The sequence below is a fragment of the Sulfurifustis variabilis genome (assembly GCF_002355415.1).
In the GTDB taxonomy this organism is placed as follows: Bacteria; Pseudomonadota; Gammaproteobacteria; order Acidiferrobacterales; family Sulfurifustaceae; genus Sulfurifustis; species Sulfurifustis variabilis.
In genome coordinates this window covers 924,336-949,652 of sequence record NZ_AP014936.1, presented here as the reverse complement: position 1 = coordinate 949,652, position 25,317 = coordinate 924,336, and the positions used below count along the sequence as shown (strand labels likewise).

Genomic DNA, 25,317 nt, shown 5'->3' with positions numbered 1-25,317 from the left:
GCGGAAAAGCCACAACTATTTTTCGGTCCGGCCGGGTCGGTCACCGGCTTCGGCCGGCGGCCCCGAAACTGACCGATTCGCCGGGGGCGAGCGCATGCACGCGGGTCGCGGTCCGGCCCAGGGCCCGCACGAACTCCTCCGGCGTGCCCTTGAGTTTCGGGTGGGTGCCATAGTGCATGGGGATGACCGCCCGCGGCCGGAGATGCCGGTTCACGGCGTAGGCCGCGTCCTGCGGGCTCAGCACGAAGTGCCCGCCGATCGGGACGAGCACGAGGTCGGGGCGGTAGTACTCGCCGATGAACCGCAGGTCCGCGAACAGCCCGGTGTCGCCCATGTGGTAGATCCGGAAGCCGTTCTCGAGCTCGATGACGAAGCCGGCCGGCTCGCCGCCGACATGGATCTCCGTTCGGCCGGTCTCCGGATTCTTCCAGCGGAACTCGGAGCTGTGCTCGGCGCGCGTCATCGTGATCCGGATGTCCTGACCGAGCGGCGTGATCGTGCCGCCCTTGTTGAAGCGCGGGGAGAGCTTCTCGGGCAAAATGCCGAGCGCGACGAGGGTGTCGTTCAGCCCCGCCGGCCCGTAGAGCGGAACGTCGTGCCGCTTCGCGAGCGCCGGGCCGTCGCCCACGTGGTCCCCGTGCGCGTGCGTGACCAGGATCAGGTCGATCCGACCGAGCGCATCCGGATCCTTGTACTTTTCGGGCGTCCTCGGGTTCTGCGTGAGGTAGGGGTCGATCAGGATCGTCTTGCCGGTCGCGCTCGTAATCCTGAAAGCCGCGTGCCCGAGCCACTGCACGCTCACCTTGCCTTCCTCGGCGGCCGCCGCCGGAGCGCCGAGCAACGTCGCCGCGACCAGCCCGGCCATCGCGTATCGGGAATCCGTCCTGCGCTTCATCCGCACCTCCCGTTCCTCGTGCACGCGGCGGAGCGGCTGCCATCCCCGCCTTTTGCCGTTAGAATGCCGGCCCTCCCCGGCCGCCCTTTGACAGGTCCATGCCGAAGATCATCGAGATCCGGAACGCCACGGTCTACCGCGACGAGACCCGCGTCTTCGACGGCCTGTCACTCGACGTCGAAGCGGGCGGGCACACCGCCATACTGGGTCCGAACGGTTCGGGCAAGTCGACCCTGCTCAAGCTCCTGTCGCAGGAGCTTTATCCCGCCGCGGAGGACGGGACGCACGTCCGGCTCTTCGGGCAGGAGCGCTGGAACGTCTGGGAGTTGCGGCGCCGTCTCGGCATCGTCTCGAACGACCTGCAGCACCGCTACACGGGCTACGCGCTCGGCCTGAACGTCGTCCTCTCCGGTCTCTATTCGAGCATCGATGTCTGGCCGCACGAGCATTTCAGGCCCGAGGAGATCGAGCGCGCGAACCGCCTGATGGAGACGCTCGGCGTTGCCGAGCTCAAGGACCGGCCGTTCGACGCGATGTCGACCGGCCAGCAGCGGCGGCTGCTGCTCGGGCGCGCGCTCATCCAGGATCCCGACGCCCTGGTGCTCGACGAGCCGACGAGCGGGCTCGATTTGCGCGCGAGCTTTCTCTACCTCGACATCGTCCGAGCGCTGATGCGCGCCGGCAAGACGGTGATTCTCGTCACGCACCACCTCTACGAGATCCCGCCCGAAATCACGCGGGTGGTGCTTCTGAAGCAGGGCCGCGTCATCGCCGACGGCCCCAAGCACCGCGTGCTCACGAGCGCGGCGCTCAGCGCTCTGTTCGAGTTGCCGATCAAGCTGATCGAAGTCGACGGCTCGTATCAGGCGATCCCGGGAAACGGCTGAGCCGCGCGCGCCTCAATCGTTTCCGGGGAGGTCCAGCTGACGCAGGACGTGGCCCAGGTGCTCGTAAGCGCCGCCCACCAGCCGTCGCGCCTCGAAGTCGTCACCCTGGTTGAGATTCTCCTGAGCCCGCTTGAGCGTATCGATGATGCCACCCAGCTTTTCCGAGTCGTAGTTCATGATCGCTCCCCAGTGATGTCATGCCCCGCAGGAACCTTCCGACGCAACCTCCCTTTGTTCTACTCGGCGGTCCCCGGCCGTTCGGCCGGCCCGGCCGACCTCGGATGATACGCCAGTTTGCGCCGTCCGGAACCGCTATTCGGTCGCTGGCCCGCGATGCCGCAACCGACCGGAAGACGTCGGTGCGGCCGGGCCGGTAAATCCCGAGAAAGACAGCGGTTTAGCGGGCATCCGAAGCCGTCAGCGGGTGATCTGCCGATAGAGCGCGGGAAGCGCCGCGGGCAGCCGTGCCACGCGTCCGACGATGGCGTAAGCCCCGCCTCCGAACAGATAGGGGAAATAGTCGCGCGCCTTGCGATCGACGGTGATGCCGAAGACCGCCAACCCCTGCCGGCGCGCCTCGCGGATCGCGCGGCGGGTGTCCTCGACGCCGTAGCGGCCCTCGTAGTGGTCGAGATCGTTCGGCTTGCCGTCGGTCAGCAGGAGCAGCAGGCGATGGCGGTTCACCCTTTCCGCGAGCCGGGCGGCCACGTGCCGGACGGCCGCGCCCATCCGGGTGTAGTACCCCGGTGTCAGCGCTTCCAGACGCCGACGCACGACGGCGTTCAGCGGATCCTCGAACTCCTTGATCGTGCGCACCGTCACGGCGTGACGCTTGCGGGAAGTGAAGGCGTAGATCCCGTGGTCATCGCCGCAGGCGGCGAGACCGTGGCTGAGACAGAGCACCGCCTCCTTCTCCACGTCGAGCACGCGACGGTTGTCCACCCAGCTGTCGGCCGAGAGGGAGGCGTCGACCAGGATGGCGACGGCGAGATCGCGCTCGGCGTTGCGCGCCTCGAGATAGACGCGATCCGAGCCGGGGCCGCCGGCGAGGCGGTCGGTGTGCGAGCGCACGAGGGCGTTCAGATCCAGCTCGGCGCCGTCGCGCTGCGCCGGGAACACCTGTCGCTTCGGACGCAGCGCCTCGAACTGGCGTCGAACCGCGCGAATGCGCCGCCGCGCTTCGGCGTCGGGTTGCCAGTCGCTGCCCTCCTCGGTGGCCGGCTCGGCGAGCACGCGGCAATGATCGGGGAGGTAGCGCCGTCGCGTGTAGTCCCACTCGGGATACGTGCGTTCCCCGGCAAGCGCGCCGGTCGCGACGGTCTCGCTGCCGACGTCGAGATCGAGCCTGAGGCGGGTGCTCGCCCTGGCCTCGTGGCTGCCCAGAGCGATCTCGTCGAGCGCCTCGGCCGCCTGTCGCGCGCCCTCGAGGTCGTCGTCCTCGACCGGCCGATTGAGGTTCGCCATCTCCGCCAGCATCGGGACATGCTCGAGCGGAAACATCACGAGCGCGTCCCGGCGGCGGCTTTCGTCCAGTCCGCGGCGCCTGGCCTGCAGCCGGCGCTCGCCGCCGTCGGCGCCGCCTCCGCCCGGCTCCTCGCCGCGGCTTCCGGTCCGGGATCGATGACGTTCGATGACGACCCCCCAGATCGGGGCAGGCAAAAACGGGCGGTAGCCGCGCGGGGCGCTCAGGCGCGGAACGCCGTCGGGCTCTCCGCGCACCGCCGCGAGGAGCGCGCGGCCGGCATCGCTCTTCGGCGGCTCGTCGCCGAGCAGATGCACGACGACTTCCTCGAGCCCCGCCTCGACGCCGGCAAGCGCGCGCCGCCCCCGCATCGCGCGCGCCGCCCGGGAGAGCGCCGAGTGGGACGCCCTGAGGCCAGGCCAGTCCCGCAACACATGCCGCGTCGCACGGTCAGCCAGCCGGAGCGCGAGGACATCGCGCTGCAAGGCATCGTCGCTCCGCGGCCACGCATCGGGCGCATGCGCGAAGAAGGCGGCGAGCCAGAAGTACAGCTGTACGTTGAGCGATCGGTCCGGAAAACAATCGACGCGCTCGGGCAGCGTCAGCGTCTCCCCGTCGAAGGCCGGTCGCTCGAGGCGCTCCTCGTCGCCGAGCCCCAGTCGCTGGCGGAGCCTCAAGCGATGGCGCGAGGCGACCGGACCGCCGCCGGCCAGGCGCACGCCGCCCGACCCGCCGAGGCCGCGGTAAAAGACGGCGAGGCGTGCACTCAGCTCCTCGAGACGGACCGCGGCTTGCGGGTGATGCGGGTAACTCGCCGCGGCGCCGGCCCACCGGTGCCAGTATCGCCCGACGGTCTCCTGCAGCTCCCAGAAGCTCACGGTCAGCCGTACGCCGCCCGCACCACCTCGAGCAGGCCCGCCTTCACGTCGGGGTCGTCGGTCAGCGGCTCGATGAGGGCGGTGCGCACGGCGAAGTCCGGGCTCACGCCGGCGCTGATCAGCGTCGCGCAGTAGACGAGCAGCCTCGTGGACACGCCCTCCTCCAGATCCTGCTCCTTGAGCTCGCGCAACCGGTGCGCGAGGCGCACCAGCGCGGCGCAGCGCTCCTTCGCGAGGCCGCTTTCCCGCGCGACGATCGCGGTCTCGAGCTCCGGCGGGGGGAAACCGAACTCGAGCGCGAGGAAGCGCTGACGGGTGCTCGGCTTCAGGTTCTTCAGGATGTTCTGATAGCCCGGGTTGTAGGAGACGACGAGCATGAACCCCTCCGACGCCTCGAGCAGCTCGCCGGTGCGCTCGAGCGGAAGCACCCGCCGGTCGTCCGTCAACGGATGCAGCACCACCGTCACGTCCTTGCGCGCCTCCACCACCTCGTCGAGATAGCAGATCGCGCCCTCGCGCACCGCGCGCGTGAGCGGGCCGTCCACCCACACGGTGTCCCCGCCGCGGAGGAGATAGCGGCCGGTGAGATCGGCGGCGGTGAGGTCGTCGTGGCACGCGACCGTGTAGCACGCCCGCCCGAGGCGGGCCGCCATGTGGGTGACGAAGCGCGTCTTGCCGCAGCCGGTCGGCCCCTTGAGAAGCAAGGGCAGCCGGCGGCGGTAGGCGTGCTCGAACAGGGCGCACTCCTCGCCCAACGGCTGGTAGAACGGGATTTCGCGCTCCGCCATCGCCAGGTTTGCTCCACGCGTCATACGGTCTCGCCTCCCGTGACCTCGGGGACCCGGGCCATGTACGCCGGCTCCTCGCGCTTCGCCGGGCCGAGCGTGGCGTAAATGAAGAGGAAGGCGCCGATCATGACGACCGCGCCCGCGCCGAGGCGCATCCAGTAGAACAGGTCGAGCTGCTGCTGTGCCGCCATGTAGTTCATGCCCATGACCCGCTGCAGGTGCACCTGCACCACGCCGGCGAAGGTCAGGGTGAAGGTCATGAAGAAGATCGCCGGCGTCATCAGCCAGAAGCTCCACATGTTGAGGATCTGGTTGTACGGCAGCCGAAAGCTGCGCAGGTGCGGCATCATGTAGGTGAACATCGCGAGGTTGATCGAGACGTAGGCTCCGTAGTAGGCGTGGTGGCCGTGCGCCGCGGTGATCTGCGTGCCGTGGGTGTAGAAGTTGACGAACGAGAGCGTGTGCATGAAGCCCCACACCCCGGCGCCGAAGAAGGCCGCCACCACGGTGCCGAGCGCCCACAGGAGCGCCGCCTTGTTCGGGTGCTCGCGCCCGCCCCGCCAGACCATCATGAACGCGAAGAACACCAGCGCGAAGAGCGGCACGACCTCGAGCGTCGAGAAGATGCTGCCCAGCCACTGCCAGTATGCGGGCGCGCCGATCCAGTAGTAGTGATGCCCGGTGCCGATCAGGCCGGACACCAGGATCAGCGCCGCGATGACGTAGAGCCACTTCTCGATCACCTCGCGGTCGACGCCGGTCAGCTTGATCATCATGAACGCGAGCACCGACGCCATGATCAGCATCCACACGTTTTCCACCCAGATGTGGACCACGTCCCACCAGTAGAGCTTGTCGACCGCGAGGTTCGCCGGGTTGTAGAACGCGAACAGGAAAAAGAGCGCCGTGCCCCACAGGCCGATCAGGAGGATCGTCGCCACCACCGTCTTGCGGCCCTTCAGCACCGTCATGCTGATGTTGTAGAGGAAGATGAGCGCCGCGACGACGATGCCGACCTTCACCCACAGCGGCTGCTCCAGAAACTCCCGGCCGCCGTGATAACCGAACAGGTAACCGACGATGGAGGCGACGCCGCCGATCGTGAGGATCGCGAGCTGCACGTACGCGAGCATCGGACTCTCGATCTCCCGCTCGGCCTCCTCGGGAACGAGGTAATAGGCGGCGGCGAAGAAACCGAGGAGCGTCCAGAAGATGAGCGCGTTGGTGTGCACCATCCGCAGGATGCTGAACGGCAGCACGTCGGCCAGGAAATGCGGCATGACATAAACGGTGCCGGCGAGCACGCCGAATATGACCTGCAGTGCGAAAAGGACGAGCGCGACGACGATGTACGGATAGGCGATGCGCTGCGTGGCGTATTTCATCGGGGCGGTCCTCCCTCAACCGGCGTCGTTCGGCGGCCAGCCCTGGGTGTTGATCAGGCTGGTCCAGCGCAGGAAGTCGATGAGGTCATCGAGCTCCTGCTCCGTCAGGTTGAACTGCGGCATCTGCCGGCGGCCGGGCACGCCGGTCGGTTGCGCCTTCATCCACGCCTTGAGGCCGGCGCGGGCGCCGTCGGGGTTGTCCCGCCCGCCGTAGCGCACCCAGACATTGCCGAGCTCCGGCGCGAAGTAGGCGCCCTCGCCGAGGATCGTGTGGCAGTTGATGCAGGAGTGCTTCTCCCAGACGTGCTTGCCGCGCTCCACCGATTCGGTCAGGGGCGCGCCGCCGGTCGAGTCGTTCACCATGTAGTAATGGCTGTGCGCGGTCAGGCCGATATAGAGCAGCAGGAAGAACGCCGAGCCGCCGTAGAAGATATTGCGGGCGGCGGACTTCGTCAGGCGCGTGGGCATGCGTGTCCTCCTTATTGTTGAGCGGGAGGCCGGAAACGCGCGGGCGGCGCGGAGCGCGCCGCGCGATCGAACAGGAACCGGAATGGAGCGACCCCGGGCCCGGGGCCGCGAAAACGGAAGGCAATCGAACGCGTTCGCACCATCCCTGGTCTCGTACGGTCGAGAAGTGCTCAGACGGTACTCCCGGGCCGCAGGGCTGTAAAGCCGCGGCGCGGCGCGCCCAGCCGCAGGGCGTGCCATATCCTCACTGTCGGAAGCGGATTATCGCGTCCGGCCGCGGCACACCGTGACGTCCGCGGCGAGCACGCTTCCGATCGGTCCCGGGCGCGCGGCGGGCCGCGTCTGCCGGCAAGCCGCGGTGTATTCTCTCTTCCGGGCGACAACGGGACGGACACCTATGGCGCGTCGCGCGCCGATCACCGAGCAGCGGCCGAGCAGCCGGAACCTGCGGGTGCTCGCGCGCCTGTTCGCGTTCGTGCGTCCCTATCGCGCCGCGCTCGCCGGCGCACTGGCGGCGCTGCTTGTCGCCGCCGGTGCCGTGCTCGGATTCGGGCTGGTCCTGCAACGCGTCGTCGACCAGGGATTGAGCAGCGGCTCGGTCGGCGCGCTGAACCATGCCCTGCTCCTTTTCCTCGTGGTGGTGACGGTGATGGCGGTCTCGGTCGCCGCGCGCGTCTACCTCGTGACCTGGATCGGGGAACGCGTGGTCGCCGACATCCGCAAAGCGGTCTTCGCCCAGGTGCTGCGGCTCGACCCGACGTTCTTCGAGGTCACGCGAACGGGCGAGGTCATCTCGCGGATCACCACCGACACGTCGCTCCTGCAGGTCGTGGTCGGCTCGACGCTCGCGATCGCGGCGCGCAACGCGCTCCTCATCGCCGGCGGCCTCGCCATGCTGATCGTGACGAGCCCGAAGCTCGCCCTGCTGGTGCTGCTCGGCGTGCCCGTGGTGATCCTGCCCCTCTGGCTGCTGGGCCACCGGGTGCGCGGGTTCTCGCGCGCGAGCCAGGACCGTATCGCCGACGTCGGCGCCTACGTCGACGAGGTGCTGCACGGCATCCGCACCGTGCAGGCGTTCTGCCACGAGGCCGTCGACCGTGTACGCTACGGGCAGCACGTGGAAGCGGCCTTCGCCGCCGCCGTGCAGCGCTCGCGCGCGAGCGCGCTCCTCACGGCGCTGGTGATGCTGCTCACGTTCGGCGCCATCAGCGTGGTCCTCTGGGTCGGCGGGCACGACGTGGTCGCCGGGCGTCTCACCGGCGGGGAGCTGTCGGCGTTCGTGTTCTACGCCGTGCTGGTGGCCGGCTCGGTGGGCGCATTGAGCGAGATCGCGGGCGAGCTGCTGCGCGCCGCCGGCGCCACCGAACGCCTGCTCGAGCTCCTCGACACCGAGCCGCGCATCACCTCGCCGGTGCACCCGCTCGCCCTGCCCGGGCCCGCGCGCGGGCGGCTCGAGCTCGGGCGGGTCACCTTCCGGTATCCCTCGCGACCGGACGCCAAGGCGCTCGACGACGTCTCGTTCACGCTCGAGCCGGGCGAAAACGTCGCGCTCGTCGGGCCGTCGGGCGCCGGCAAGTCGACCGTGCTCCAGCTCCTGCTGCGGTTCTACGATCCGGAATCGGGCACGATCCGCTTCGACGGCGTCGACGTGCGTGACGCCGATCCGCGCGCGCTTCGCCGGCGCATCGCGCTCGTGCCGCAGGACCCGGTGATCTTCGGCGCGGACGCGTGGGAGAACATCCGCTACGGCCACGAGAGCGTCACCGACGACGACGTGCGCCGCGCGGCGGAGGCGGCGCACGCGACCGAGTTCCTCGACCGGCTGCCACAGGGATTCGCGACGTTCCTCGGCGAACGCGGCGTGCGGCTCTCCGGCGGGCAGCGCCAGCGCATCGCGATCGCGCGCGCCATCCTGCGCGACCCGGCGCTGCTGCTCCTCGACGAGGCGACGAGCGCGCTCGACGCGGAAAGCGAGCGCCTGGTGCAGGACGCGCTCGCGCGCCTGATGCGCCACCGTACGACCTTGATCATCGCGCACCGTCTCGCGACCGTGCGCCGCGTCGACCGCATCCTGGTGATGGATCGCGGCCGCATCGCGGCGAGCGGCCGGCACGAGCAGCTCATGGCCGAGCAGGGTCTGTACGCGCGGCTCGCCGCCCTGCAGTTCCGCGCGATGCCCGCGGCGGAAACCCTGAACGCTCCGGTCGGAGCCTGAAGCTTTTTCTCCACAGCCTGCGCTAACCCCCTGGCGGCGCTCAGGAGAACCGCTGAACCGTCTCCCAGCGCGCGAATGACCCGCTACCGCGGAAAGAAAATCGCGGTAGAGTAGTCGGTGGGTGTCGGGCCGGGACGGGATTCAACCCGCCATGGCCGTAGAAAGGAGGGGGGGATGACCAGCAGAGTAATCGAAGAGGCAAAGCAGAAAGACGGCGGCCTGGACTACGTCGGTGACGACGACAAGGTGCTGCTGTGGGCTCCGGGCTTCAAGGACGTGACGCTCGTCGGCGATTTCACGCCCGAGGAGTTGCGGGAGATCGCGGATTGGGTCGAACGCAGAGTGTCCGTGCCGGGAGAAGACGGACGGTCGCTTCCCGCGAGACCCGCCCGAATATAGCGTTCCGCGCCGTCGTGCCGGCGCGCGCGGCGATCGATCAGGTCAGCAGCCGCAGCTTCTCCGCGCCACAGAGATCGCAGGCCGACAGCGTGTCCGTGTCGGTGGCCAGCGCGACGCGCGTGCCGCAACCCGCGCACTCGTACATGCCGGCGGGGAATTTCTTCGGCGGCGGAGGCTGGATCCGCGTGATCCTGGGCTCGTGGCCCGTGTACTCGCGGCTGCCGCAGCTGTCGCAGACGGGCAACTCGCGCGTCGGCTCCGTGAACAGGACGGGCTGACGGCAACGCTTGCACTCGTAGCGCCCGGTCGGGTACTCGACGATGACGCGCGCCGCTTCCGCCTCCGCCTTCGCCTCCGCGAGCGCCTGCATCACCTCTTCACCGAGCTTTTTCGCGCGCGCTTCCGCGGCTTTCGCCGTCTTGATCGCCTTCATCATTTCGCGGGACAGCGCCTTTGCCCGCTCTTGTGCCGATGGCATGGTCTACACAGTCTGCTTGTGGGAACGGCCCCTGCCGCTCCTGCCCGCTTTCCCGAAGTGTAGTCCGTCGCCCGGACGGCCGGATCGGGCCGGACACCCGCCCTTCTTGCGGACGACCGGGGGCTCGGAAAGCCGGTCACCGGGCCGTGCCCCCGTGCCCACGGACGGATGCCGGAAACGGCTATTCGACCGAGGGCGGCAGATCGATCGGGCAGCCCGTTTCGGTATCGCACCGTACCGGTGCGCCTCAGCGCAAGCGCGCCCAGCTCCAGGCGGGTGACGCAGGGGTCGCGGACTGTTTCGGTACTACGGCTGGTGTGCGGTCTATCGGTCGCGCGCCACCGGCGGTCCCCCGGCAAGTCACCGGATCGAACGGGCCAGGGCATGGCGCGCTTTGTGCATCTCCTCTTGGCGGACAGTACCGCAGGCTGCGACGAGGGGGGGTGCCCGACTGCTGCGTCCAAACCAGTCAGTCGGATGCCTGCGCGTACTGTCCCTCTCCGACTCTCCTCGAGTCGGCGCGATCAGTCCCGCACGACGACGCCATCGACGATCCGCACGCGCGCCCCGGCGCTCAGGCCATCGTTGCCCGGCTGAACGATCGTCTGCATCGTGCCATCGTCCCTGCGCACGACAACCTGATACTCGACCGTCTTTCGGACGTTCTTCTCGATCTGATGCCCCGCGTAAGCGCCGCCGGCTGCACCGGCGACCTTGGCGAGCGTCTTCCCTCGTCCGCTGCCGATCTGATTGCCGACGATCAGCCCGCCGATGGCGCCCGCGACCGCACCCGCACCGGTCGCCTGACCTTGCACCTCGACCGCATTGACCGATTCGATCACGCCGCAGTTGCCGCACGCCGGAGCGGCGGTCTTCGTCGCCCGTGCCGCCGGTTTGGCGGCGGCGACGCGGACGGGCTCCCTGGCCACCGGCTTGGGCTCGGAAGTCGTCGTCGGAGTCTGCGCTGCCGCCTGCACGGCGGGCGGCGGGTTGTCCTGCGAGGAAACGCCCGGGATCAACCCGGTCATCACACCGACGCCGACGGCCGACAGGACGACCACGGCGCCGGCGGCGATCTTCACGATGGTGAGCTGGCTTGCTGCTGAGACGGACACGCTGATCTCCTTTTATTCCTTTCTTGGTTCGTGCGGTTTTCACCGGTTCGTACACAACAACGGGCCAGGCCCGCGAACCGATGACGTGGCGCGAAAACTAGGGCAGGGACGGCGGTTTGGTCAAAAGCAGGCGACGGACCGCGAACGCGTCCGGACCGGCGGTGGATCGAGCGCAAGAGCGAGGCGACCGTGTCTTCTGAATGGCAGGGCGAACCGAAGCGCTGCCCGGCGTCACCGGTCGAGCTCCATGTCTTCATAGGAGCTCGTATGCTCGACCGGCTCCAGATGCCCGAGCACATTGGCGTGCGGAAGGGCCTCGCGGATTTCCGCCTCGATCTCCTCGAGCAGCGCATGACCGCGCTCCACGCTCCATGCCCCGGGCACCAGGAGGTGGAACGTAATGAAACGCCGGTGCCCCGCCTCGCGCGTGCGCAGCGCGTGGTAGGCGACGCCTTGCGGGCCGTAGCGATCGAGGATCGCGGTGACGCGCGCCGTTTCTTCGGCCGGCAACGCGTAGTCCATGAGGCCCCTCACCGAGCGCCGGATCAGGCCCAGCCCGGTCCAGGCGATGTAGCCGGCGACGACGAGCGCGATCAGCGGGTCGAGCCGCAGCCAACCGGTGTACGCGACGGCCGTCACGGCGGCGATCACGCCGACCGAGGTCCAGACGTCCGTCATCAGATGATCGCCGTCCGCCTGGAGCGTGATGCTGCGGTGACGTCTGCCGGCGTGCCGGAGCACCTGCGCGACCGAGAGGTTCACGGCCGCCGCCACGGCCGACACGGCGAGGCCCACGCCGATGCGCTCGAGCGGGCGCGGCTCGAAAAGGCGGGGCAGAGCGGCCGTCGCGATGCTCGCCGCCGCCGCGAGGATCATCGTGCCCTCCGCGCCGCTCGAAAAGTACTCCGCCTTCCCGTGACCAAAGGGGTGCTCCGCATCGGCGGGGCGGGCGGCGATGGTCAGCATCCACAACGCCAGCAGGCCGGCGCCCAGATTGACGAACGACTCGAGCGCGTCGGACAGCAGTCCGACCGACCCGGTGAGCCACCAGGCAATGCCCTTGAGAACGATGGTTGCAATGGCCGCCGCGATCGAGAGCCAGGCGAAGCGGGTCAATGAATCGCGGGTCACGGGCGCCGTCGGCGAGGAGCGGAGCCCAAGCATACCGCAAAGGAAACGATGGAGCTTTCGAGGTTTGCCGGACGGAATCGCGCGTGCGCCGCCGCGCGAGGGCCGTCCGGCCGCTTACGTCACCCGACGCGGTTCAGCTGCGGACGCTTGGGCCGGTCGCCGCGCGGTGTACGCTCGCTGACGACCGGGGACAGGCCCACCCCCAGTTCGCGGGACCGATCGATGCCGCTCTCGAACTCGAGCTCCAGGACTCGCGCGTAGAGCAGCAGGATCTGGTGCGCGAGGAACCGCGCCCGCTCGACGGCGAGGCCGCGGAACTGAACGACCTGCGCGAGCTCTTCCTTCAGCGCCAGGAACTCGCGCTCGCACGGCTGGGGGATGTCGGCCGCCGTCCAGTACACGAAGGCGGACAGGTAAACGTCGGACAACCGTTCCTGGATCGAGCCGGGCTCGGAGCACAGGATGAGCACCGCCGCGTGGAGCCTTTGCCAGGCGCGCCGGAAGAGGACCTTGCGGCATTGGCCTTCCGTCGTGGCGTAGCGGTCGTAGAGGTCGACCATCTGCCGCGCGAGCCCGATCGCCTCTGTGAGGCCCGGCCCGCCCGGCCGTCCCAGCGCCTGGGCGATCCGCTCCGCGAGGCTCGTCGCCTCCTCCCTCACCGCGTTCGGAAGCGCCTGCGCCGCCGCGCCGAGGCGGGCGCCCGCGGCTCCCAGCCGCAGGTTCAGCGTGCCCGTGTGGCTCATGAGCTCTTCGAGCGCACCGAAGAGCGGACGATGATGAATCGTGTAGTGCGGTGTCATCCTGCTCCCTCCTTCCTTATTGTTCGCGCACGTCCATCTTGACGACAAAACGGGAAGGGGCAAGGAGGATTTTCCCTTACGCACGAATAAGGTGTCTTTCGCTTCGGCGCCTCGTTCCCGCTCCGATCAGGCGCTTGCCGTCGCAATCTCAAGTCGGGAAACGGCTTTGAAGCCGCAAGGCGCGTTGCGCAAAGGAATCCGTCCGTCGAGCCGTGCGCGGTTTGCCTCAATCGCTCTCATCCCCCGGGTAGAGCGCGTGACGATGCTCGAGCGCGGCGTTGAACTCCGCGCCGACCAGCACGATCCACGCGCCGAGGTAGAACCAGAGGAGCAGGAGGACGATCGTGCCGAGCGCTCCGTAGACGGCGTTGTAGGCGCTCGCGCTGGAGACGTACAGCGAGAAGCCGACCGAGGCCAGGATCCAGACCGTGGTCGCGATCCCGGCGCCTATCGTCACGAAGCGCCAGCGTGGCGCGTGGTAGGCCGGCCCGTAACGGTACAGCACGGCGAGCGCCCCGAACGCGGCGACGGCGAGCAGCGGCCAGCGCAGGAATCGGAACGCCTGCGCGCCCGGGCCGAGGACGGCGAGCACCGGAGGCAGCGCGGCAATGACGGCGAGCGCCGCCATGGCGAACAAGACCGCGCCCATGCCCAGAGCGAGGGCAACGGAGTTGAGCCTGAGCGCCGAACGCCATTCGTGCGCGCCGTAGGCGGCATTCAGCCCGTGCATCAGCGCCTTCATCCCCTGTGACGCGCTCCAGAAGGTGAAGAGCAGGCTCATCAGCAGGGTGAAGCCGAGACCGGGGCGCGAGAAGCTGACGATCGAATCGATCTGCGCCCGCAGCAACCCGACCACCGCTTCCGGCATGAGCCCGCGGACGCCCGAAAGCGACGATTCGACCAGCGCGCTGGAGAAGACGAGCCCGGTGAGGGAGAGGGTCGCCGCGAGGGCCGGAAAAAGCGTGAGGAACGCGAAGAAGGCGGCGCTGGAGGCATAGGTGATGAGCGTGTCCTCGTAGAGCGCCCGCCCGAGACGATAGAAGATGCCCTTCCACCCGCCGCGGAGCGGGCGGTCCGAGGCGCGCCGGCCGTACCGGCTCTTCGTGAACGTCGTGGTCATCCCTTACCCCTTGCGCGACACGTCAACCCGTGTCCACGCGCGTTCCGTCCCTATCTCCCGTGCAGGAATGCGAACCGCCCGAGCGAGGGAGGATTGTGAAGGGACGATTCGAAGTTTGAAATCGAGGGGTCCACCCTCGACCGCGAAGCATCCTGGCCCGCGAGCTCAAATCTCGAACAGCGCCCGTCCCGCAAACGCTTCGCGCGCGAGCAGAAACGTCGCGGCGTTCCAGGACTGGCCCGGCATTCCGCACGGCTCGCCGCTCAGGCCGTGAAACCACTCGTTGAACTCCCACCGGTTCACGCGGTTCGCTTCGGCGAGTCGCACGAGCTGCTGGCGCGCCCTCTCCTCCCGGCCCAGCGCCGCGAGCGCCATGACCCAGAAACCGCCTACATACGGCCAGCCGCCGCCGTTGTGGTACTGGTGCTCGAAGTTCTGCCGATGGCGGGCCATGTAATCGCGCCAGAGCGGATCGCCCTGCCGGATCGGCTCGCAGGTCACGCGCACGGGCCACGGCTCGTGCACCTGCGACCGCTCGAGCGCGCCGAGGACGGCCTGCGCCTGCGCGGGCTCGGCAAGCCCGAACAGGATTGCGAGGAGATTCCCGTACACGTCGCCCTCGTCGCCGAAAAACGAGAAGTTCACGAAGCTCAGGTAGAGATCGCGGTTGCGGGCGCGCTGGCGCGCGTAATGGGTGAGCAGCCGCAGCCGCCGGTATTCCGGGAGATCGCGCGAAAACGGATGGAACAGGTGGTTCGCGTGATGGCGCGTGGTATCGGCGTGCGGCAGGTCGTAGAGCCGCTTCACGCGGTACCACAGCGCGTTCGTGTACAGCACGAAGCCCGAGCGGGGCATGATGTCCGCCCAGTCGCTCGCCTCGTTCTGCTGGAGCAGAAAGAGCCGCGGGTGCTCCTGTGCGTGCAGCCAGGTGACGGCGCGATCGACGTGCGAGGCCAGCTCGCGGGAAAGCGACGCCTCGGGGGCGTGCCGGGCGAGGAAATCGGCGGCAATGAGCCACCAGAGCGTCGCATCGATGCAGCCGACGTACCAGAAGTCCGGCTCGCGGCCTTCGGGATCGACGTATTTCGGGATCTGGCCGTTGTCGGCCTGGTGGCGCGCCAGCGTGAGGAGGCTTGCCCGCGCGCCGGACACGAGCGCCGCGTCCTCGCTGAGCGCCATCGCAAGCGCACAGATCCCGGCGTCGCGCGCGAAGATGCGGGTGTAGCGGCGCGCCTCGGCCCGGGGTGAACGGGTCGCCGCGAGGACGCCATGGGGCGTGAGGTTGCGGCGCAGGAGCGCCTCGGCCTCGCGCGCGCACTCCTCCACCAGCGACCCCGCCGGGGACGGGCGGGAAAGCGTCGAATCCGATCCGCCGGTCAAGCTCGCACAGGCGCCGTGCAGCGGCTCGCTTTCAGGAACCGACGGTCTCGAGCTCGAACGCGATCGCGTCCATGCCCGCGCGGGCGCACTTCTCGTCCTGCTCGCCCGACGGCGCGCCGCTCACGCCCACACCGCCGAGAATCGCGCCGCCCCCGGTGATCGGCAGGCCGCCCGCGGCGATGATCACGCCGTCGACCTTCGGGACCGAGTAGGCACCGCTCCAGCGGCCCTCGAGCTGCGACGTCGGCGTGTTGAACGACATCGCGGTGTAGGCCTTCTGCCGGCTGATGGTCAGGGTGAGATCCATGCCGAGCGTGTCGCGCAGCACCACCTGCGGATGTCCGCCGCGGTCGACGACCGTGACCGCGACATTGAGGCCCTCCTTGCGGCAGGCATCGATCGTCGCCGTCGCGAGCTTCACGGCGATGTCCATCGAGAGACGGTGGATCGGCATCGTTACCGGCCCTTCGTCCTCGGCGGCCAGGGCGGGGACGGTCAGCGCCGCCGCAACGACGGCGAGAAAACGCGTCATTCTCATGATCGCTCCTTCTTCTATTGGTTGGCGGTGCCTGCGGCTTCGAGCCGCCGTATCATGTCAGCCCTCTCGCCGCTTCATCAAGCGGCCCGCGCGTGTCCGCGCCGCTCGGGATCGGTGCGCGCGTCCGCGCGGCAGGCGGGGCCGGGCCCTCGCCCTGACGCAGCGCCACCCGGCCGATGGCCTTGAATGCGTCGCTTCAATTCAAGAGCGAGCAGGGGGCGGCGCGTCAACCTTCACCCCCGGCAACTTCGTTCCTTCGCTGTGTTCCAACGTTCTGAATCAGCCCCCGGGTCGTCACGATGACCGCGCTTGTACTGATCGCCATCGTCGCCGGCATGCTCCTCGCTCCCGCCCGCGTGCTCGGGGCGGAATCGACGTACGACGAGCGGTTCATCGCGCCGGCGGTCGTCACCCAGGGCGAATTCGCGGTGCACCTCGCGCTGGCGCTCGGCATCCGGCCGGCACAGGATGCCGAACCGGAACAGGCCATGCGCAAGCTCGCGGCGCTCGGCATCGAACCGTTGGACGGATGGTCCGCCGGGGCGCCGATGACGCCGCAGACCGCGGCGGATCTGCGCCAGGCGGTCCTCAACGCCGCCGCCGCGGGCCGCCTCGAGATGGAACCCGCGACGGCACGGGCCGTGTTCAGCGGGCTCCTCGCCGAGCTCGGCCTGCCGCTTCCCGCCGCACCGCCGGCCGCCTACGCCGGGCGCACCTCGCCGCCCGACCGCTGCGACCGGGCGGCACTGGACTATTACTATGGCGCCGTGGGCGTGCCGTACTACACCTATTGCGCGCCGCCGCCTGCTTATTATCACCTCTACGCCTGGGTCCCCAGCCGCTTCTACTGGCACGGGCACTTTTTCGGAGGCTTCTTCGTCATCCGGGACGTGCACGTGGTGGTGCCGCACGTGAAGAAACATCGCGTGCCGCGACCGCGATTCTCGGAGGGAGTCATCGGCGAACGACGGCATGCCCGTCCGCCTTCCGTTCACGTCGCACCCCGGGATCGTCCCCGATTCTCGGACGGCGCGCTCGGCGACAAGCGCGGTTCGACAGGGAGCACGATTCATACGCCCGCACAGGCGCTGCCGGACGGCGGCAACCGTCCGCGGCACTCGACAGGCGTACTCGACGGGAAGCGCGGCTTCGCCGCCGCGACCCGCCCGCCTCCGGCGGCGTCGCGTCCGGCACCTCGGGTCGGCCGGGCGATGCCCGCTCCGGCACCCCGCTCGAACGCGGGCCCCGTGATCCGTTCGCCATCGCCGTCGCCATCCGCCGGGCCCGCCACCTTGGGACGCGGGTGGCGGCATGTCGTTCCCGGCCGGCGCTAGATCGCTACCAGCGGAAGAGTCCGCTCACGCCGACCACGTCGATATCGTCCTCGCCGGCGAGGGAGCCTTCGCCCACCTCGTTGTAGCGCTCCCATTCCGCGCGCACCGCGAACTGCCGGCCGATGTCCCATTCGAGGCCCGCGCCGTACACGAAGTCGCTCCCGTCGTCGCTCGCCCGCGCCGTGGAGGTAGCGAAGCCGGGCAGACGCACGCGCTCCGTCAGGTCGAGGTCCCAGGCATAAAAACCGAACTTGCCGTAGACCGAAAACGAGCGGCTTACCGGGAGATGGGCGAGGCCGGCGAACGAAAAGGCGAAGAAATCGAGCTCGGTACGGACGGTCAACGTGTCGCCGAAGGCGGCGTCCGTGGCGGAGGCGCTCGCGTCGAAATCGCCGAGGTCCACGAAGGCCCCTTCGATTCCGAAATACCGGTTGAAGCGATACCCCAGGAAGAGTTTGACGCTGGTGTCCGTTCCGTCGTCGCTCGAGGAGCTCGAGGCGATGGCCACGCCTTCCGCGGCGGCGAAGTCGAGCAGATTCTGCTCCAGGGCGCCGCCGTCGATATCGACCGACGATCGCCCGAACCCGATTCCCGCGTAGCCTCCCGGCGTCTGGGCGGGAGCGGGAAGACACAGCGCAGTCAGGACGAGACCTAACGCGCCCGTGACCGCCCGGCGCGCGTTCCTCCTCCACTCCGTGTAACCGCGATGATCCGAGTCGGGTGGCATGCCAGCGCTCCTTCGCGTTCCGACGGACCGAACGTGTCCGGCCGTATCTCCGTCCGTCGTAACCGGGCTTCGCGAACGGCCGCGCGGCCCCGCCGCTCCGGGACTCGAGCCGGCGGGAGTCCGATCCGTAGACGGAGGCCGCTGGCGTCGCGGCGGCCACCGTCGAAAGGGATCGCATTCGTAAAAGACAAGCCTGCGGTCGCGCGGTTCAGTCGCGCGGTGAAGCCGCTACGGATCGTTGGTCGGGGCGAACAATGACCGGCATGTGAGGGTGGAAATGAACCTCGGCCGCTTCCCGCGCCGGCGGGCGCGTCGAGCCGCGCTTGCCCCGCGGTTGCGGAGCTACGCGGGACGCGAGCGCGCTTCGGTTGCCTTCCCGGCATCCTCCTCGTAGCGCGCGGGATCGACCTGCGGCGCGTCCCAGCCCTGCATCACCCCGGCCAGCATCGCCCGGGCCTGCGCCTGGCTCACGCCGTACAACGCGTTGAGCTCGTCGGCCGTTCGGGTGCTCTCCACCCGGTAGTAATTCGGTTCGCCGCGGCAAATCGCGATCGTCTCGCCGGTGGCCGCCAGGGTGGCGAAGGAGATTCCGGGCAACTTCGAAAGAACGGAAGGTCGCGCATCAGCCATTGTTTTTCTCCTCGTTCGCTTTTGCTGCATCGCCGTGAAGACGGTCGAACCGCCTTTCACTGGATGGACCGGCGCGGCCGGGCCGGGTTGCGGACAGGCCGACCATGCGCATGCGGCGGCTGACGAACGAAGCGCCCGCTTCGCGCCCGGAAGTGCGGCGCGCGGGGAACTCCCGCGTTCCGATGAGACCTGCGGGCCTGACTGGCCGGCCAGCCCACTTCCCTGTGCGCTGACCGATACGAGGGTGAACGTCCTACAGCGTGAGTCCCACGGCCACGTCGAAGACGACGCGGCTTTTCCTGTCGAGGATCGCGAAATCGTCCCCGACGCGCACGCGCACGTAGTTCGAAGGCAGCGGCGGCAGCCTCGCCTCGAGGTCGCGCGGCAGCATCTCGTATTCGACGTGATCGGGCAGCCTCTGACGTTTCGCGAGACCCGGCGGCAGACCGCCTTTCTTGGCGAGGCCGGGCGGCGTCTTCTTGCCGTGCTTGCCCTTGTGCCGATGGTCGCTCTCGCGAACCTGGTAATACTTCTGGATCGTCGCCCTGTCGCCGCTGGTGAACACCACGTCGACCGACTTGTTCCGATCCCTCACCGAGACACTGCCGGACAGCGAGATATCGGCCGCCGAAGCGACCGCGGGCACCGCGAGCGCGACAACGAGCAGGTAGCGATACATGACACCCTCCACGTTCGGTTATTCGGGCAACAGTCCGGAGTATAGAAGCGCCTCCCGGACCGCGCCGGGCTGCAGGTCATCCGAACCCGCCCCGGTGACGACCGAACGTCACGTCGCAGCCGACGGACGGGACGTGTCGCGCCTGCGACCTCGATCGTGCGCCGATTCAGCGCTCGAGGCCGGTGGGTCGCGCCTCCCGGACGGAAAGAGCTCGAATCGGCTCAGCCGCTTCCCGTTCCGGCGTTCGCCAGACGCCCGAACAATGCCTTCATCGCGTCGACCCGGGAGAGATAGTCCGCCACGAGGTGATCGCCGCAGCGCTGCGCGGGCGTCAGGCGAAAGCCGCGGCTCGCGTACGCGTCGCCCGCCGCCGCGCCGCAGAGGTGAACGATCGCGGCGAGCGCCTGCTTCTGAGCGAGGGTCGGCTGCGCGATGCCCTGGCGCTCGAGCGTGCGCGCGACCCGCCGGTCGAGCAGCGCGGAGGTCATCTCGACCGCGTGAGTCGGGACGACGCGCAGGTAGAAGCGGTTGAACCAGCACGAGCGCGGGTCGTGCCACGGTCCGTCCTCGACCACCGCATGGTCGTGGATGCACAAGCGCTTCGCCTCGGCGTACGTCGCGTCGGTGATCTGGTACATGCCCACCGCGCTCGAGGCCGGGCGGTACACGCCGAAGGGATCCCACGTCGCCTCCCAGCGCCAATACGTGCGCGCGACCGGGTTGCCGGCGCCCTCGACCTGCGCGAGCGCGGCGAGAAAATCCGGGGTGATGACGGGAGTCGCGTGCGCGCGGAAGATCGGCTCGTACTTGCGCCACGTTTCGGCCGGCGTCTTGTCGAGGGTGCGGCTCACCGGGAAGAAAAGCTCCGCCGGCTTGCGCGCAACCTGGTACATCCAGTTGGTCGCCGCCCACAGCGTGCCGGCCAGCACCGCGACGGCGATCAGCTGGAACGGGAGCGGCGCGGTCCTGAACGCGCGCCATGCCCGCCGGCGCCAGCGCGCGCCCGGCCAGAAGCGCCCGAGGCGAAATCGGCGGCGCCGTCGCTTGCGCGAGGGCCGGCGCCCTCCGCGCACGCTCAGCGCCGTTCCATCCTGCTATGGGCAGTCGCCGATGCGGCGGGCATCGTACTTCTGCGTCATGTGCATCACCTGGCCGCCCTGGCTCATCCTCATCCTGCTGACGCCGCTGTAGCGGTCGCCGGCATAGGTCATGCTGCCCGTCATGGTCATGGGCGTGTCGCCGCCGCAGCTCACCGTCCAGTTGACCGTGTTCCCCGACTGTTTCCAGTCGGAGGTCGTGCAGTTCGCCTTCTGTTGCTCGGGAAGCGTCCTGCGAAGGTCCTGGACCTCCTCGGCCCGGTAGCAGCGCTTGATCTTCGTCGGCGGCATCGACCGCGGCATGCCGGGCATCTCCATGCTCGTCGTGATCTCCCAGAGCCCGGGCTTCATCGCGGGCGGCGCGGCGGCCGCCATTCCGCCGGCGGCCACGCCGGCAAGCAGCATGAATAAGCGCCTCATGAACCTCCCCTCGTTGTCGTGCGAAGCGGGCATTCTACCGTCGGCCACCCGGGCGAGGGAGCCGCCCTTCCGGCCGCCGCGCGGTCCGCGCCGACTGCCGATCGGGCCGCGTGGCCGCATCATTTGATAATTGCACGGCAGGGATTACAGTTTGCTTAGGGGGTCGAACCCGAGGGTCAAGGTCGGTCGGTATGGGCAAGCTAGTCATTCGTTACCAGGGCAAGCAGGTCGGTGAGGTCAATCTCAAGCTCGGCGATACCCGAATCGGCCGCAAGCCGGGATGCGATATCGTCCTCAACGACGCGGGCGTCAGCGGCGTCCACGCGGTGATCAAGACGGTGGGCATGAAGTCCACCCTCTACGATCTCGACAGCACGAACGGCACGTTCATCGAGAACGAGCGCGTGCGCAAGCGCGAGCTGAAGCACGGCGAAACGATCGTCATGGGGGAGCACACGCTCTATTACCGCGACGATCCCAACCTCGAACCGCCCACGCTCGGTAAGCGCCCCGCGCCGCCCGCGCCGCCCGCCGTGCAGGACAAGACCGTCGTCCTCACGGCGATCGCGCAGCTCCTCGCCATCGAGGGCAAGAACAAGGGCAAGCCCGTGCCTCTGGTGAAGGACGAGGTCACGCTGGAGAACCCCGGAAAGAACCCGGCCCGCATTTACCGCACGTCCGACGGTTACCTCCTGCAGGCGCAGGTGGGACCCGGCGAGCCGCGCCTGAACGACAAGCCCGTGCCGCCGGGCGGTCACCTGCTCGAGAACGGGGACATCATCGAGGTCGCGGGAACCAAGTTCCAGTTCCTCAAGTAACCCGCGCCGCCGGCCGCTCGCCCCGTCGGCGAGCCGGCCGCCGGACACGCTCCTCCCGATCGTCCGACGCTATCCCGGCGTATTGACGCGCTTCCGGGGCGCGCGCATTGTGAATCGGCCACGGACGGGCCGGCGCGCGCGTTCGAGGGCGTGGTTCACCGTGAACGGGTCTGACCCGTGCAAGGAGGCTGCGATGCAGATACAGGAGATCATGAGGTCCCGGATCGAGACCGTGAGCCCGAGCATCACGCTGCAGGAGGCGGCTCGCAAGATGTGCGATCTCAACATCGGTTCGCTCGCCGTCGAGGACGGCGGCGACCTGATCGGCATGGTGACCGACCGCGACATCTGCTGCCGCGCGGTGGCCGAGGGCAGGAGCCCGACGACGACCAGGGTCAGCGAGATCATGACGGCCGACGTCGCCTACTGCTTCGAGGACGAGGACATCACCGACGCCGCGCAGCAGATGGAGCACAAGCACATCCGCCGCCTGGCGGTCCTCAACCGCCGCAAGCAGATGGTCGGGTTTCTCTCGGTCGACGACCTGGCGCACTACTCGCACGATCTCGCCGGCGAGGTGCTCGAGCGCGCGAGCCCGCAGTCGCACTAGCCGTCGAATCCGGCGCGCGGCGGTCGCCCGTCGCGCGCCCCTCGGCTAATCCTGCACTTTCCCCGCGTTGAAAGCGGCGCCGCCCTGGGCGACAGTGAACGGAGTCGGCGAACCTTTCGCCGGCACGGCGGCAACAGTCATGGATCTCGACGTCGGCGGTCGGCCCGTCCGGACGGACGAGCAGGGATACCTGCTCGACCCGGAGGACTGGAGCGAGGATTTCGCCGAGCGGACGGCGGCGCGGGACGGCATCGCGCTCTACGACGATCACTGGGGCCTGATTCTTTACTTCCGCGAGCACTACCAGGCGACCGGCCTGGTGCCCACCATGCACATGCTCGTGCGCACGCTCGGCCGACACCACGGCGCGCACTTCCACGACGAGAAGACGTACCAGCGCTTTCTTTACCGCCTGTTCCCGAGCGACCCGGTACGCGAGCTCTGCAAGCTGGCCGGCCTGCCGAAGCCCCCGCCGGACACCTGAGCGCGCGGCCGCTGGCGGCCGCGCGCCGAGGCCGCCGTGCTTATTTGGACGATGACGGCTTCTGCAGGGCCTGCGCCTGTTTCAGATGCTCCTTGAGGGTGGGCAGCGTCTGCGAGGCGAACTGCTTCACTTCCGGGTCCTTGGCCGACTTCGCCTGTTGCTCGAACTTCCTGATGTCCTTCTGGTGCTCCTGAACCATCGTCTGCAGATAGGCCTGGTCGAACTGCGCGCCCTTGAGCTTCTCGAGCTGCTCCTTCGTCTGCTTGTGCTGCTTCGCCGGCTCGTCGGGCAGCTCCACGTCCTTGTTCTCGGCAAGCGACTTGAGCTGATCGTTGGCCTTCTTGTGATGGTCCTCGATCTTCTTGGCGAGATCCTTCACCTCCTTGCGCGCCGCGCGCTCCTGGGCGACCTCGGCCAGCTCCACCTCGGCCAGCCCGCCCTGCGCGGCCTCCTTCAGAAACGAGCTGCTGCCCTCGTCGAGCGCCCAGGCGGCGGGCGCGAACACCAGGGCGGCGACGAACGGGGAAACGGACGAGCGAATGAGTCCCTTCATGGCGCATCTCCTTTTTGCCGTCGGCGCAGAGCCTGACACGGCGGTTCGTCCCGAGGGATTGGGGGATCACCGGATGCGCATGGGGACCCGGCTGGCTGGTAACCTGCACGAAACCCCCGACCACGGTGAGCACGCCATGGAAACGAACCCACCCGCAAATCCGGGACGACGCGCATTTCTCCTCGTTCCCGCCGCCGCCCTGCTGCTTTCGGGTCTACCGGGGCATGGGGGCGAACGAAAGCCGCTCAAGATCGGCATCATCGGCGCGGGGCGCATAGGGGGGACGCTCGGCGAGCTGTGGGTGAAGGCGGGCCACGAAGTGCTGTTGTCGTCGCGCCATCCGGAGCGGCTCGAAGATCTGGCCCGACGTCTGGGACCGAGGGCGCGGGCCGGCACGCCGCGGGAGGCGGCGGTCTTCGGCGACGTCATATTGATGTCGGTGCCCTACGGCGCGCTGCCGCAGGTGGGTCGCGATCTGGCGGCGGAGCTCGCGGGCAAGATCGTACTCGACACCGGCAACCCCTACCCTTCGCGCGACGGCGACATGGCGGTCGCCGCGCGGGCAAAGGGCACGGGCGTCGCCTCCGCCGGGTTCCTGCCCGGCGTGCGCCTCGTCCGCGCCTTCAACTCGCTGCCGCACACGGCGCTGCGCAGCGAAGCCCACCGTTCGGGCGAGCGCGCGGCCGTTCCTCTCGCCGCCGACGACGAGGAAGCGCTCCGGGTCGCCGCGCGACTGGTGGAAGACGCGGGCTTCGAACCCGTCGCGGTCGGTCCGCTCGCCCGCGCGAAGGAGTTCGACGTCGGCACCGCCGTGTACGGCAAGGCGCTCACCGCGCGGGAGCTGCGCCGGGGTCTCGGACTCGCGCGACCCTGAGGAATATCGGTCGCGCGGCGAATCGGGCGATCGGTGAGGCGGCAGGGTCGATGCGGCCGGCGGGAGACGCGCTACTCGCCGCGCTTCAGCATCGCGGCGAGTCGATTGGGATCGAAACCGTCCATCCGCTGGTTGCCGACCAGGATGATCGGCACCCCTCTTCCCGCCAGCCGGCGATACTCCGCCTTGCCCGTTTCGCTCCGCTCGACGTCGTGCTCGGTGAAGGGGATGCCTTTTTCGGTGAGCCAGTTGCGCGCCCGCTTGCACACGCCGCACCAGGTGGTGGTCAACATGACGACGTTCTGACCTGCGGCAGGCGCCGCGTCCACCGGCCCGGTCTCGACGGGGGCGGAAAAGGTGCGGATCTGCAGGCGCTCGGCCTGTGCGTCCGCGGGCGGCCGGTCGGAGATATGGGTCCTGCCCTGCGCGTCCTTCCATTTATAGACGTCGACCGCCGACGCATCCGATACGGCGACGAACAGGGCGATCGCGGCAACCGCCGGGTGTATTCTCGCGGGCATGAATCAACTCTAGATCGCTGCCGGACGTTTTCAATGCGCTCGAGCCGCATCGCCCAGAAAAAATGGGCATCAGGTTATTCGTTCGACGATCCTCTCACCCCCCCGCCGCCCCCGAAGGCGACGAAGTCGCCTTCGAGCTCTCCCACCTTTTCGCCCTGACAGTGGAGGGTCGCCGTGACGGCGATCCTCGCCCGGTTCCGGCGCGTGAGCGTCTTGAGGAACGTCGCCCACGCCGCCGGGTCGCGGATCTCCGAGCGCGCCGTGAAATCGCCGAGGATCGGCTGCTCGTAGCGCATCGTGTTTCGCTGGATCACGAGGCGGCTGCGGATGCCGGCGTCCTGGAGGCGCACGTGCACCAGCGCCCACGCGGCGAGGATGGCGACGGCCGATGCGCTGCCGCCGAACACCGTCTCCCGGTGATTGATGTTCGGCGCGAGCGGCGCGGCGAGGACGACGCCCGCCGGGCTCGCCTCCCGGACCGAGACCCCCATCGCCTGCGACAGCGGGATGTGCCGGTGGAGGTACCGTTCGAGTTCCTCTCGGTTCATTCGTGCGCGCGGCCGGGCTTTACTGTCATTGCGAGCGCAGCGAAGCAATCTGACGGAGATGGCTTCGTCGCTTCGCTCCTCGC

Annotated in this window: 29 protein-coding genes; 8 read left to right on the top strand and 21 right to left on the bottom strand. The window is 68.9% G+C overall.

Annotation, left to right across the window (positions count from 1 at the left end):
* Positions 1-40: 40 nt before the first annotated feature.
* Positions 41-895 (bottom strand): metal-dependent hydrolase, encoded by an 855-nt coding sequence (locus tag SVA_RS04590; protein ID WP_197703372.1) that lies wholly within the window; start codon positions 893-895, stop codon positions 41-43.
* A 98-nt stretch (positions 896-993) separates the two neighbouring features.
* On the opposite strand from SVA_RS04590, the gene SVA_RS04585 reads away from it, so the two are divergent.
* On the top strand, positions 994-1,782 hold the full coding sequence (locus tag SVA_RS04585) for an ABC transporter ATP-binding protein (RefSeq protein ID WP_096459455.1): 789 nt from the start codon (positions 994-996) through the stop codon (positions 1,780-1,782).
* Positions 1,783-1,794: 12 nt separating this feature from the next.
* Here the strand turns inward: SVA_RS04585 and SVA_RS19710 are convergent, their stop codons facing one another.
* From SVA_RS19710 to SVA_RS04565, 5 genes are all read right to left on the bottom strand, one after another.
* Positions 1,795-1,959, bottom strand: coding sequence for a hypothetical protein (locus SVA_RS19710; RefSeq protein WP_169923970.1), 165 nt, complete (start codon positions 1,957-1,959; stop codon positions 1,795-1,797).
* Positions 1,960-2,199: 240 nt separating this feature from the next.
* The gene (locus tag SVA_RS04580) at positions 2,200-4,122 is read right to left on the bottom strand and encodes a nitric oxide reductase activation protein NorD (RefSeq protein WP_096459452.1); all 1,923 of its coding nucleotides are present in this window, start codon (positions 4,120-4,122) and stop codon (positions 2,200-2,202) included.
* A gap of 2 nt (positions 4,123-4,124) precedes the next feature.
* Positions 4,125-4,934, bottom strand: coding sequence for a CbbQ/NirQ/NorQ/GpvN family protein (locus tag SVA_RS04575; RefSeq protein ID WP_096459447.1), 810 nt, complete (start codon positions 4,932-4,934; stop codon positions 4,125-4,127).
* On the bottom strand, positions 4,931-6,295 hold the full coding sequence (locus SVA_RS04570; protein WP_096459444.1) for a cbb3-type cytochrome c oxidase subunit I: 1,365 nt from the start codon (positions 6,293-6,295) through the stop codon (positions 4,931-4,933). Before SVA_RS04570 ends, SVA_RS04575 begins: the two co-directional genes overlap by 4 nt.
* A gap of 15 nt (positions 6,296-6,310) precedes the next feature.
* Positions 6,311-6,763, bottom strand: a complete 453-nt coding sequence (locus SVA_RS04565) for a c-type cytochrome (protein WP_096459441.1) — start codon at positions 6,761-6,763, stop codon at positions 6,311-6,313.
* A gap of 397 nt (positions 6,764-7,160) precedes the next feature.
* Between SVA_RS04565 and SVA_RS04560 the strand changes: the two genes are divergently transcribed.
* Together SVA_RS04560 and SVA_RS04555 are read left to right on the top strand one after the other, a co-directional pair.
* On the top strand, positions 7,161-8,978 hold the full coding sequence (locus SVA_RS04560) for an ABC transporter transmembrane domain-containing protein (protein WP_096459438.1): 1,818 nt from the start codon (positions 7,161-7,163) through the stop codon (positions 8,976-8,978).
* Positions 8,979-9,152: 174 nt separating this feature from the next.
* Positions 9,153-9,377, top strand: coding sequence for a hypothetical protein (locus SVA_RS04555; RefSeq protein WP_096459435.1), 225 nt, complete (start codon positions 9,153-9,155; stop codon positions 9,375-9,377).
* 37 nt (positions 9,378-9,414) lie between these two features.
* On the opposite strand, the gene SVA_RS04550 is transcribed toward SVA_RS04555, so the two are convergent.
* The 7 genes from SVA_RS04550 to SVA_RS04520 form a co-directional block, all read right to left on the bottom strand.
* Positions 9,415-9,855, bottom strand: coding sequence for a hypothetical protein (locus tag SVA_RS04550; RefSeq protein ID WP_148665379.1), 441 nt, complete (start codon positions 9,853-9,855; stop codon positions 9,415-9,417).
* Between the two features lie 524 nt (positions 9,856-10,379).
* A complete protein-coding gene (locus SVA_RS04545; protein ID WP_148665378.1) occupies positions 10,380-10,937 on the bottom strand; it encodes a glycine zipper 2TM domain-containing protein in 558 nt (185 codons plus the stop codon).
* A 264-nt stretch (positions 10,938-11,201) separates the two neighbouring features.
* Positions 11,202-12,134: a cation diffusion facilitator family transporter gene (locus SVA_RS04540; protein WP_096459426.1), complete on the bottom strand. Its 933-nt coding sequence runs from the start codon at positions 12,132-12,134 to the stop codon at positions 11,202-11,204.
* Positions 12,135-12,220: 86 nt separating this feature from the next.
* Positions 12,221-12,901, bottom strand: a complete 681-nt coding sequence (locus tag SVA_RS04535) for a hypothetical protein (protein WP_096459423.1) — start codon at positions 12,899-12,901, stop codon at positions 12,221-12,223.
* 226 nt (positions 12,902-13,127) lie between these two features.
* A complete protein-coding gene (locus SVA_RS04530) occupies positions 13,128-14,021 on the bottom strand; it encodes a YihY/virulence factor BrkB family protein (protein WP_096459420.1) in 894 nt (297 codons plus the stop codon).
* Positions 14,022-14,186: 165 nt separating this feature from the next.
* The gene (locus SVA_RS04525) at positions 14,187-15,347 is read right to left on the bottom strand and encodes an amylo-alpha-1,6-glucosidase (protein ID WP_197703371.1); all 1,161 of its coding nucleotides are present in this window, start codon (positions 15,345-15,347) and stop codon (positions 14,187-14,189) included.
* Between the two features lie 85 nt (positions 15,348-15,432).
* Positions 15,433-15,939, bottom strand: coding sequence for a GlcG/HbpS family heme-binding protein (locus SVA_RS04520; RefSeq protein ID WP_096459414.1), 507 nt, complete (start codon positions 15,937-15,939; stop codon positions 15,433-15,435).
* A 299-nt stretch (positions 15,940-16,238) separates the two neighbouring features.
* On the opposite strand from SVA_RS04520, the gene SVA_RS04515 reads away from it, so the two are divergent.
* Positions 16,239-17,273: a hypothetical protein gene (locus tag SVA_RS04515; protein ID WP_096459411.1), complete on the top strand. Its 1,035-nt coding sequence runs from the start codon at positions 16,239-16,241 to the stop codon at positions 17,271-17,273.
* Between the two features lie 4 nt (positions 17,274-17,277).
* On the opposite strand, the gene SVA_RS04510 is transcribed toward SVA_RS04515, so the two are convergent.
* From SVA_RS04510 to SVA_RS04490, 5 genes are all read right to left on the bottom strand, one after another.
* Complete coding sequence (locus tag SVA_RS04510; protein ID WP_096459408.1) at positions 17,278-18,000, bottom strand: porin family protein; 723 nt, start codon at positions 17,998-18,000, stop codon at positions 17,278-17,280.
* A gap of 342 nt (positions 18,001-18,342) precedes the next feature.
* Entirely contained in the window at positions 18,343-18,630 is a 288-nt protein-coding gene (locus SVA_RS04505; RefSeq protein WP_096459405.1) for a hypothetical protein, read from the bottom strand.
* Positions 18,631-18,883: 253 nt separating this feature from the next.
* Positions 18,884-19,309 carry a hypothetical protein gene (locus tag SVA_RS04500; RefSeq protein ID WP_096459402.1) on the bottom strand — a complete coding sequence of 142 codons (426 nt, stop codon included), beginning with the start codon at positions 19,307-19,309 and terminating at the stop codon, positions 18,884-18,886.
* A 221-nt stretch (positions 19,310-19,530) separates the two neighbouring features.
* Entirely contained in the window at positions 19,531-20,382 is an 852-nt protein-coding gene (locus SVA_RS04495; RefSeq protein WP_197703370.1) for a transglycosylase SLT domain-containing protein, read from the bottom strand.
* A 21-nt stretch (positions 20,383-20,403) separates the two neighbouring features.
* Positions 20,404-20,826: a DUF3617 domain-containing protein gene (locus SVA_RS04490; protein ID WP_169923969.1), complete on the bottom strand. Its 423-nt coding sequence runs from the start codon at positions 20,824-20,826 to the stop codon at positions 20,404-20,406.
* 191 nt (positions 20,827-21,017) lie between these two features.
* On the opposite strand from SVA_RS04490, the gene SVA_RS04485 reads away from it, so the two are divergent.
* From SVA_RS04485 to SVA_RS04475, 3 genes are all read left to right on the top strand, one after another.
* On the top strand, positions 21,018-21,644 hold the full coding sequence (locus SVA_RS04485) for an FHA domain-containing protein (RefSeq protein ID WP_096459396.1): 627 nt from the start codon (positions 21,018-21,020) through the stop codon (positions 21,642-21,644).
* Between the two features lie 193 nt (positions 21,645-21,837).
* A complete protein-coding gene (locus tag SVA_RS04480) occupies positions 21,838-22,254 on the top strand; it encodes a CBS domain-containing protein (protein WP_096459393.1) in 417 nt (138 codons plus the stop codon).
* Between the two features lie 139 nt (positions 22,255-22,393).
* Entirely contained in the window at positions 22,394-22,738 is a 345-nt protein-coding gene (locus tag SVA_RS04475) for a TusE/DsrC/DsvC family sulfur relay protein (protein WP_096459390.1), read from the top strand.
* Positions 22,739-22,778: 40 nt separating this feature from the next.
* Here the strand turns inward: SVA_RS04475 and SVA_RS04470 are convergent, their stop codons facing one another.
* The gene (locus SVA_RS04470) at positions 22,779-23,291 is read right to left on the bottom strand and encodes a DUF4142 domain-containing protein (RefSeq protein WP_096459387.1); all 513 of its coding nucleotides are present in this window, start codon (positions 23,289-23,291) and stop codon (positions 22,779-22,781) included.
* Positions 23,292-23,364: 73 nt separating this feature from the next.
* Here SVA_RS04470 and SVA_RS04465 point away from each other — a divergent pair, with 73 nt between their 5' ends.
* The gene (locus SVA_RS04465) at positions 23,365-24,165 is read left to right on the top strand and encodes an NADPH-dependent F420 reductase (protein WP_197703369.1); all 801 of its coding nucleotides are present in this window, start codon (positions 23,365-23,367) and stop codon (positions 24,163-24,165) included.
* A gap of 71 nt (positions 24,166-24,236) precedes the next feature.
* On the opposite strand, the gene SVA_RS04460 is transcribed toward SVA_RS04465, so the two are convergent.
* Together SVA_RS04460 and SVA_RS04455 are read right to left on the bottom strand one after the other, a co-directional pair.
* A complete protein-coding gene (locus tag SVA_RS04460; RefSeq protein ID WP_096459384.1) occupies positions 24,237-24,686 on the bottom strand; it encodes a glutaredoxin family protein in 450 nt (149 codons plus the stop codon).
* Positions 24,687-24,760: 74 nt separating this feature from the next.
* Complete coding sequence (locus SVA_RS04455; RefSeq protein WP_096459381.1) at positions 24,761-25,234, bottom strand: YiiD C-terminal domain-containing protein; 474 nt, start codon at positions 25,232-25,234, stop codon at positions 24,761-24,763.
* Positions 25,235-25,317 lie beyond the last annotated feature (83 nt).

Excerpts from the sequence above, each read along its gene's own strand:
- SVA_RS04590 (WP_197703372.1), bottom strand. The coding sequence starts at position 895 with ATGAAGCGCAGGACGGATTCCCGATACGCGATGGCCGGGCTGGTCGCG.
- SVA_RS04585 (WP_096459455.1), top strand. The coding sequence starts at position 994 with ATGCCGAAGATCATCGAGATCCGGAACGCCACGGTCTACCGCGACGAG.
- SVA_RS19710 (WP_169923970.1), bottom strand. The coding sequence starts at position 1,959 with ATGAACTACGACTCGGAAAAGCTGGGTGGCATCATCGATACGCTCAAG.
- SVA_RS04575 (WP_096459447.1), bottom strand. The coding sequence starts at position 4,934 with ATGACGCGTGGAGCAAACCTGGCGATGGCGGAGCGCGAAATCCCGTTC.
- SVA_RS04570 (WP_096459444.1), bottom strand. The coding sequence starts at position 6,295 with ATGAAATACGCCACGCAGCGCATCGCCTATCCGTACATCGTCGTCGCG.
- SVA_RS04565 (WP_096459441.1), bottom strand. The coding sequence starts at position 6,763 with ATGCCCACGCGCCTGACGAAGTCCGCCGCCCGCAATATCTTCTACGGC.
- SVA_RS04560 (WP_096459438.1), top strand. The coding sequence starts at position 7,161 with ATGGCGCGTCGCGCGCCGATCACCGAGCAGCGGCCGAGCAGCCGGAAC.
- SVA_RS04555 (WP_096459435.1), top strand. The coding sequence starts at position 9,153 with ATGACCAGCAGAGTAATCGAAGAGGCAAAGCAGAAAGACGGCGGCCTG.
- SVA_RS04550 (WP_148665379.1), bottom strand. The coding sequence starts at position 9,855 with ATGCCATCGGCACAAGAGCGGGCAAAGGCGCTGTCCCGCGAAATGATG.
- SVA_RS04540 (WP_096459426.1), bottom strand. The coding sequence starts at position 12,134 with ATGCTTGGGCTCCGCTCCTCGCCGACGGCGCCCGTGACCCGCGATTCA.
- SVA_RS04535 (WP_096459423.1), bottom strand. The coding sequence starts at position 12,901 with ATGACACCGCACTACACGATTCATCATCGTCCGCTCTTCGGTGCGCTC.
- SVA_RS04530 (WP_096459420.1), bottom strand. The coding sequence starts at position 14,021 with ATGACCACGACGTTCACGAAGAGCCGGTACGGCCGGCGCGCCTCGGAC.
- SVA_RS04520 (WP_096459414.1), bottom strand. The coding sequence starts at position 15,939 with ATGAGAATGACGCGTTTTCTCGCCGTCGTTGCGGCGGCGCTGACCGTC.
- SVA_RS04515 (WP_096459411.1), top strand. The coding sequence starts at position 16,239 with ATGACCGCGCTTGTACTGATCGCCATCGTCGCCGGCATGCTCCTCGCT.
- SVA_RS04510 (WP_096459408.1), bottom strand. The coding sequence starts at position 18,000 with ATGCCACCCGACTCGGATCATCGCGGTTACACGGAGTGGAGGAGGAAC.
- SVA_RS04505 (WP_096459405.1), bottom strand. The coding sequence starts at position 18,630 with ATGGCTGATGCGCGACCTTCCGTTCTTTCGAAGTTGCCCGGAATCTCC.
- SVA_RS04500 (WP_096459402.1), bottom strand. The coding sequence starts at position 19,309 with ATGTATCGCTACCTGCTCGTTGTCGCGCTCGCGGTGCCCGCGGTCGCT.
- SVA_RS04490 (WP_169923969.1), bottom strand. The coding sequence starts at position 20,826 with ATGAGGCGCTTATTCATGCTGCTTGCCGGCGTGGCCGCCGGCGGAATG.
- SVA_RS04485 (WP_096459396.1), top strand. The coding sequence starts at position 21,018 with ATGGGCAAGCTAGTCATTCGTTACCAGGGCAAGCAGGTCGGTGAGGTC.
- SVA_RS04480 (WP_096459393.1), top strand. The coding sequence starts at position 21,838 with ATGCAGATACAGGAGATCATGAGGTCCCGGATCGAGACCGTGAGCCCG.
- SVA_RS04475 (WP_096459390.1), top strand. The coding sequence starts at position 22,394 with ATGGATCTCGACGTCGGCGGTCGGCCCGTCCGGACGGACGAGCAGGGA.
- SVA_RS04470 (WP_096459387.1), bottom strand. The coding sequence starts at position 23,291 with ATGAAGGGACTCATTCGCTCGTCCGTTTCCCCGTTCGTCGCCGCCCTG.
- SVA_RS04465 (WP_197703369.1), top strand. The coding sequence starts at position 23,365 with ATGCGCATGGGGACCCGGCTGGCTGGTAACCTGCACGAAACCCCCGAC.
- SVA_RS04460 (WP_096459384.1), bottom strand. The coding sequence starts at position 24,686 with ATGCCCGCGAGAATACACCCGGCGGTTGCCGCGATCGCCCTGTTCGTC.
- SVA_RS04455 (WP_096459381.1), bottom strand. The coding sequence starts at position 25,234 with ATGAACCGAGAGGAACTCGAACGGTACCTCCACCGGCACATCCCGCTG.